The following is a 6,558-nucleotide window of genomic DNA, read 5'->3' on the forward strand; positions in this document are numbered from 1 at the left end:
CCCTTTTCCCAAAGGGTTTAAGGCCCCCGGCAGGGCCGCCGGAGGCATACAAGGAGAGAAAATCATGAGAAGTAAAAAAATGACTGGAGGGCTGGAAAAGGCCCCGCATCGTTCCCTGCTTTACGCACTGGGCATGTCCGAGGATGAAGTCAGCCGTCCGCTGATCGGTATCTGTAACGCTGCCAACGAAATCATTCCCGGCCACGTGCACCTGCACACCATTACCCGTGCGGTAAAAGACGGCGTGCGTCTTGCCGGCGGTGTGCCCATGGAATTTCCTGCCATCGGTGTCTGTGATGGTCTGGCTATGAACCACGCGGGCATGCGCTATTCCCTGCCTAGCCGTGAGATCATCGCCGACTCCATTGAAATCATGGCTACTGCGCACCCCTTTGACGCGCTGGTACTCATCCCCAACTGCGATAAGATCGTACCCGGTATGCTCATGGCTGCCCTGAGACTCAACATCCCGACCATCGTTATCAGCGGCGGTCCCATGCTCGCAGGACGCAAGGACGGCAAAAAAGTAGACCTGATTACTGTTTTCGAAGGTGTTGGTCAGGTTAAGACCGGAAACATGACTGAAGATGAGCTTACCGTACTTGAAAAAAGTGCCTGCCCTACCTGCGGTTCCTGTTCCGGCATGTTCACCGCCAACTCCATGAACTGTCTGTCCGAGACCATCGGTCTGGCACTGCCCGGAAACGGCACCATTCCCGCGGTTATGGCCGAGCGCACCCGCCTTGCCAAAGCAGCAGGATCCCAGATCATGACCCTGCTCGAAAAAGACATCAAACCCCGCGACATCGTCACTGAGAAAAGCCTCAAAAACGCGGTAACCATGGATATGGCTCTCGGCTGCTCCACCAACACCGTGCTGCACCTGCCCGCTATTTTCAACGAAGCAGGCCTTAATCTGGACCTGACCGTATTTGACGAAATCAGCCGCAACACACCTAACCTCTGCAAACTTTCCCCGGCCGGTCCCGATCACATAGAGGACCTGAACACAGCAGGCGGCATTCAGGGTGTAATGGCCGAACTTTCCAAGTCCGGACGTATCGAACTTGATCCGCTGACCGTTACCGGAAAATCCGTGGGTGAGAATCTCAAGGCACTGAATGCCGGAATCACCGACCACAAAATTGTGCGTCCGGTTGATGATCCATACTCCCATGAAGGCGGTATCGCGGTTCTGTTCGGTAATATTGCCGAGGACGGCTGCGTAGTTAAGCAGTCCGCAGTAGCACCTGAGATGATGAAGCGCACCTGCAACGCCAAAGTTTATAACTCCGAAGAAGAAGCTGTTGAAGCTATTCTCGGTAACCAGATAGTCAAAGGCGATGCCATAGTTATTCTTTATGAAGGACCCAAGGGCGGACCCGGTATGCGCGAAATGCTGACTCCCACTTCCGCCATCGCAGGTATGGGACTTGGCGCAGACGTGGCTCTGATCACTGACGGACGTTTTTCCGGCGGTACCCGCGGCGCAGCCATCGGGCACGTTTCCCCGGAAGCAGCTTCCGGCGGTGCCATCGGCCTCGTACAGACTGGTGATGTAATTGAAATCAACATCCCCGAACGGTCCATCAACGTAAAGCTTGATGAAGCTGAACTTGAAAAACGCCGTGCTGTTTTCAAGCCCATTGAAAAAGAAATGCCCTCCGCATTTCTTAAGCGTTACAGCCAGAACGTAACTTCAGCATCAACCGGTGCTGTTTATAAGAAATAATTTATTCAAACTACTCTAAAAACAAGGCCGCAGTATCTTATATGATATTGCGGCCTTATTTATTGTAGATAAACCGCGAGATGCTTCTATTTGAAAATAGCTTCCAGATCCAAAGTTTTAAAATATTCTATTGTACTAACCAGTCCTTTTTCGAGTTGGATGGTCGGTTCCCAGCCCAGTTCTTTGGCCAGTGAAATATCAGGCTTGCGCTGTTTTGGATCATCACCGGGCAGGGGTTCAAAAATCAATTCCGACTTTGATCCGGTCAACTCGATTACTTTTTCTGCCAGTTCGCGGATGGTAAATTCAACCGGATTACCGAGATTTATCGGACCTGTAACTTCATCCGGGGTATCCATCAGATTCAAAAATCCATCTATCATATCATCTACGTAACAAAATGAACGGGTCTGGGAACCGTCACCGTAAATGGTAATCGATTTGCCGAGCAGGGCTTGGGTTATAAAATTTGAGACCACACGCCCATCATTAGGATGCATTTTCGGACCGTAAGTGTTGAAAATACGGGCGACTTTGATGTTCACTTTGTGCTGACGATAGTAATCGAAAAACAAGGTTTCAGCGCAACGTTTACCTTCATCATAGCAGGAGCGTGGTCCGATGGGATTTACGCTTCCAACATAGCTTTCCGGCTGGGGATGCACTTCCGGGTCACCGTAGACTTCGGACGTTGAAGCCTGAAAAATTTTCGCTCTGGTGCGCTTTGCAAGACCGAGCATATTGATTGCCCCATGAACGGAAGTCTTGGTGGTCTGAACCGGATCATGCTGATAATGAATCGGAGAAGCAGGGCAGGCAAGGTTGTAAATTTCGTCAATTTCCAGATAGAGCGGAAAAGTTACATCATGACGGATTATTTCAAAATTCGGATTGCCAAGCAAATGGGTAACGTTTGATTTCGTACCTGTAAAAAAATTATCCACACAAATAACATCGCATCCTTCACCTAAAAGACGTTCACAAAGGTGCGCCCCCAGAAATCCTGCTCCGCCTGTAACCAAAACCCTTTTGAGTAAGTGCATTTTCAAGCTCCTGAATATTCAATTCTCTTCAAGCATATATCGCTTAGTCAGTGCTATATAAATCAACTATCTGCTGAAAGCTACCCGCCCATTAATTCATAAATATTTACTATAAAGCTGTTTTTTTAAAATAGACAATCTTTCAAGTAGACTATACTTTAATGCCGCTAAAAGCAGCCCGAAAAAGCTCTTACACATTTCGGCAACATAAGGGGAAGTGACATGTCTAAAGTATATTTTTGGAATTTACGCACCACACGTAAATCTCCACACGCCTTGAGAATGAAAAAACTGCTCAAGCAGTCCGGATTGAATGCTATTATTGATCCGGGTAACCTTGTGGCCCTTAAAGTACATTTCGGGGAAAGCGGCAATACCGGGTATCTGAATGCCCTCAACCTGCGCCCCATAGTAGATTTCCTGAAAAAAGCAGGTGCCAAACCCTTCTTTACCGACACCAGCACCCTTTATGTAGGTGACCGCGGGGAATCCGTTTCCCATGGATTACTCGCAGCTAGGCATGGCTACGATCCCAATATTGTAGGTGCTCCGGTTATGTTTGCTGACGGACTACGCGGGGAATATGAAACAACTATCCCTTACGACGGAAAGCACATTTCTGAAGCCCACGTGGGTGGCATGTTCATGGAAACAGACATGATGGTTACCCTCAACCATGTAAAAGGGCATGGTTTGGCCGGATACGGTGGAGCCATCAAAAATATCGGCATGGGCTGCGCTTCCAAAAAAGGAAAAATGCATATCCATGTTTCCACTGAGCCGCATCTGCATCCTGAAAAATGTACCGGATGCGGGGTCTGCATCACCGAATGTGCAGCTAAAGCACTGGATCTTGACGATGACGGTAAGATCATAATGGGCGGAAAATGCACCGGATGCGGACGCTGTTTCCTTTCCTGCCGTTACGGGGCCATCTCCATCGACTGGAAAAGCGATGTGGATATCTTCACCAAACGGCTCATTGAATACAACAAAGCTATTCTGGATCGACTCAAGCGCCCAGCCATGCATATCAACTTTCTTATGAACATCACCCCGGACTGTGATTGCCACGGCTACAGCGATGCGCCCATCTGTCCCGATCTTGGGGTCATGATCTCATCCGACCCTGTTGCTATTGATCAGGCCTCGCTGGATATGATCAACTCCGCGCCGCCGCTGTATCCCAGCAGATTGCCGGATGGACTCAGTCAGGGTGATGACAAGTTCAAAGCACTCACCCCGGACACACCGGACTCTTTCGGCCTGAAGTATGCCGAAGAAATCGGCTTAGGATCTCGGAACTACAAGCTGGTTACTATTTAGCTTAAAAAATATGTTCAAAACATCGGGCGCAGTATCTTTAACGATACTGCGCCCTTTTGTTTTGAACATATTATGACTGCAAATTGTTTATAACTAATCTTTACTTTCCAAGCACTTGTACGTGTTTAGCACAAATTGCAACTACAAAATTAAGATCAACATATATCAATTGTTTTACTGACATTCACCATGCAGCTTCAGCAACGAACATAACTTGAATTCTTTTTCGATTTCAATCCCTTTTGAATGACGTCCTCTCCACGTTTTGAACAATTTTTAGCTATGAATTGTTTACAACTAACCCTTCTTTTTCAAGCATTTGCATAAGTTCTGCACAATTTGCAGCTACGAAATCAGGTTCGGCTTTTGTTAACTCTTCTACTGACATGCGCCCTGTAGCTACTCCGGCGGTCATGGCCCCGGCTCTTTTACCTGTTTCAATATCCATGGGATGGTCACCGACCATGAGTGCATTTGAAGCATCAACCCCTATTTTTTCCAAAGCCTTGAACAGATGCTCCGGATGCGGTTTGACGTTTCGAACATCTTCACGGGAAAGGAAACAACCGGAAATATCATCAATTTCAGGAACAAGTTCCCGCACAGCTGAGGCGGTATTGCGGGTAATGATTCCGGTTTTGATACCGGAATTGCGTAGACTGGATAAAATCTCACAGGTGAACGGAAAAAGCTTTCCGTTACGGGCTGCTTCCACTTCCATGGTGATAATCAGAAAACGGCAGCGGGTATGAAATTCCTTGCCAAGATCCGGGTCATCTTCAGCAAGGCAATCGGCTATGAAATCCACCCATTCAAGGGCTGGAGCATCCTTTTTAGGAAGTGGATCAAGAAATGCCCTCCCCAAAGCCTTAAGACGCTTCTTCATCTCATCGAAATCAATGGTTAACTCGGCCAGTGTGCCGTCAAAATCAAAAATTATTGCTTCTATTTTTTTCATATTCCGATAAGTTTTGTACGGTCTTGCTTGCCCAAGTTGTCTTGAACCGATATGAAATCATAACTTAATCAAGCAGATATTCCGGTTGTGAACAGTTTTTCAGGAGTCAATGTGTCCGGTAAATTTGATGTAATTATTGCAGGGGGAGGCCCTACCGGCTCTACAGCCGCCTGTATCCTTGCTGGTAAAGGTTTTAAAGTAGCTTTAATCGATAAATCCGAGTTTCCCAGAAAAAAACTCTGTGGTGGACTCTTAACCTATAAGGCCACAGAAGTAATAAACAAAGTATTCGATTGTGATATTGATTGCCTCAACGAAAAAGGCATCATCAACTTTGAGTCAGCTGAATATTCCATCAATTACCGAAACCACAATATCCGCGATGCAGAATCATCCATCCCATTCCGCTTTGTGGACCGGGTGGATTTTGATTACTTCCTTCTACAAAAAGCCGCAAATGCCGGAGCGCACATTTTTACCGGCGAAGAAATTAAATCCTGCAATTATCAGGACGCGGAAGTAAAAACCGCATCAAACCGAATTTTCAAGGGAAAATACTTGATCGGCGCAGACGGGGTACATTCCACCATCCGCCGCTCTGTGCCATACGATAAGAAAAAATGGCGCGATGATATGGCCTCGACCATTGAAATCATTTTTGACGAAAAAGATTTCCCGCGCAAAGTAACCAAGCCTGAACTTTATATCGGACATCTCAGGGCCGGGTACATCTGGGTATTCCCCGCCAAAAGAAAAGTTGTCACCGGAATCGGCGCACTCAAACGATGCACCACTGATTTCAAGAAAACCTACATGGACTTCCTACGCACGCAGGGTATCTCTGATCCTGAATCACTGCACATGCAGGGCTACCCGCTGCCCTACGGAAATTTCATGGAGAATCCCTGTTTCGGGCGTACACTTCTTGCCGGGGATGCCGCCGGACTGGTTGAACCGCTCTTCGGTGAAGGTATATTCTACGCCATCCAGACCGGACGATACGCTGCGGAATCAATAGCCCGAGGCATTACTGAAAACAAGGCACCTGAAAAATTCTACCTTGAACGTCTGGAAAAGTACGTCTTCCCGGAACTGCGCTACTCCAATCGCTTACGCTGGACTCTGTTCTATTCCCAGCCGCTCTTAAAGCATATGTCATTCAAGATGATGTTCAAATCCATGCCAAGAATATTGGCCGATATGGTCCACGGTGTGAGGTCGTATAAATTTCTATTGAAGAAGAAATGGGATTAATGCCTCCGGCGTATATGGTCCCGCCCAGAAGTCAAGCTTGGATTGATTAAGAGGTGGATGCAAACGTATATTCGGCATCTATGTGCCCTGATGGTGCATCCGCACTCCTGCTCCTCATCGGCTCAACGGCTTTTTAAGCCACCGCCGGAGTCAGGTTTTTCAGGAGTTGGTCCAACCTGTTTGTCATCAAGCCTTGCTTGGCATCTGCTAGGGAAAACTGTCTAATTAAAGGCGTGCAGCATTTT

Annotated in this window: 5 protein-coding genes; 3 read left to right on the forward strand and 2 right to left on the reverse strand. The window is 47.5% G+C overall.

The features are described 5' to 3' along the window. Window positions 1-64 precede the first annotated feature (64 nt). Window positions 65-1,732 carry a dihydroxy-acid dehydratase gene (gene ilvD / locus D0S45_16330; GenBank protein ID TIH13088.1) on the forward strand — a complete coding sequence of 556 codons (1,668 nt, stop codon included), beginning with the start codon at window positions 65-67 and terminating at the stop codon, window positions 1,730-1,732. An 86-nt stretch (window positions 1,733-1,818) separates the two neighbouring features. On the opposite strand, the gene D0S45_16335 is transcribed toward ilvD, so the two are convergent. Next, entirely contained in the window at window positions 1,819-2,775 is a 957-nt protein-coding gene (locus tag D0S45_16335; protein ID TIH13089.1) for an SDR family oxidoreductase, read from the reverse strand. 222 nt (window positions 2,776-2,997) lie between these two features. Between D0S45_16335 and D0S45_16340 the strand changes: the two genes are divergently transcribed. Further along, on the forward strand, window positions 2,998-4,101 hold the full coding sequence (locus D0S45_16340; protein TIH13090.1) for a DUF362 domain-containing protein: 1,104 nt from the start codon (window positions 2,998-3,000) through the stop codon (window positions 4,099-4,101). 280 nt (window positions 4,102-4,381) lie between these two features. On the opposite strand, the gene D0S45_16345 is transcribed toward D0S45_16340, so the two are convergent. Continuing rightward, window positions 4,382-5,059: an HAD family hydrolase gene (locus D0S45_16345; protein ID TIH13091.1), complete on the reverse strand. Its 678-nt coding sequence runs from the start codon at window positions 5,057-5,059 to the stop codon at window positions 4,382-4,384. A 111-nt stretch (window positions 5,060-5,170) separates the two neighbouring features. On the opposite strand from D0S45_16345, the gene D0S45_16350 reads away from it, so the two are divergent. After that, entirely contained in the window at window positions 5,171-6,313 is a 1,143-nt protein-coding gene (locus tag D0S45_16350) for an NAD(P)/FAD-dependent oxidoreductase (GenBank protein TIH13092.1), read from the forward strand. Window positions 6,314-6,558 lie beyond the last annotated feature (245 nt).

Source organism: Marinifilum sp. JC120 (assembly GCA_004923195.1).
GTDB lineage: Bacteria > Desulfobacterota > Desulfovibrionia > Desulfovibrionales > Desulfovibrionaceae > Maridesulfovibrio.

Coding starts and splice junctions, on each gene's coding strand:
- D0S45_16340 (TIH13090.1), top strand. CDS start 2,998: ATGTCTAAAGTATATTTTTGGAATTTACGCACCACACGTAAATCTCCA.
- D0S45_16335 (TIH13089.1), bottom strand. CDS start 2,775: ATGCACTTACTCAAAAGGGTTTTGGTTACAGGCGGAGCAGGATTTCTG.
- ilvD (TIH13088.1), top strand. CDS start 65: ATGAGAAGTAAAAAAATGACTGGAGGGCTGGAAAAGGCCCCGCATCGT.
- D0S45_16345 (TIH13091.1), bottom strand. CDS start 5,059: ATGAAAAAAATAGAAGCAATAATTTTTGATTTTGACGGCACACTGGCC.